The sequence below is a fragment of the Vibrio sp. 10N.222.55.C6 genome, assembly GCF_041473395.1.
In the GTDB taxonomy this organism is placed as follows: Bacteria; Pseudomonadota; Gammaproteobacteria; order Enterobacterales; family Vibrionaceae; genus Vibrio; species Vibrio crassostreae_C.
Map to the genome: position 1 here is coordinate 1 of NZ_JBFRSD010000249.1, position 436 is coordinate 436.

Sequence of the window (436 nt, forward strand, 5' to 3'; positions counted from 1 at the left end):
TATTAACATCATTGTTATTTAATTGCTTGTAAGGGATGGAACCATTAATGAAAAAGCTTGCTTTAATTACAGGGTCAAAAGGCGGTATCGGCTCAGCAATTTCCTCTAAATTAGTTGCAGACGGCTATCGTGTTATCGCGACTTATTTTACTGGAAATTACCAATGTGCCTTGGATTGGTTTAACGAAAAACATTTCACCGAAGATCAAGTGAGATTGTTTGAATTAGATGTTACCAATACTGCGGAATGTGCGCTGAGCTTAAGCAAGTTGTTAGAAGAAGAAGGCACGGTGGATGTACTAGTCAATAACGCAGGTATTACACGTGATAGCGTCTTTAAAAAGATGGATGCCGAAGCGTGGAAAGACGTGATTGAAACAAACCTAAACAGTCTGTTCAACGTGACTCAACCTTTGTTCGCTCCTATGTGTGAGAA

The 436-nt window shown here is 39.4% G+C and carries 1 protein-coding gene; it reads left to right on the forward strand.

The window, feature by feature from the left end:
- Window positions 1–47: 47 nt before the first annotated feature.
- Window positions 48–436 (forward strand): SDR family NAD(P)-dependent oxidoreductase (locus AB4486_RS23505; protein ID WP_372118970.1); only part of this gene is annotated, 389 nt, incomplete at its 3' end.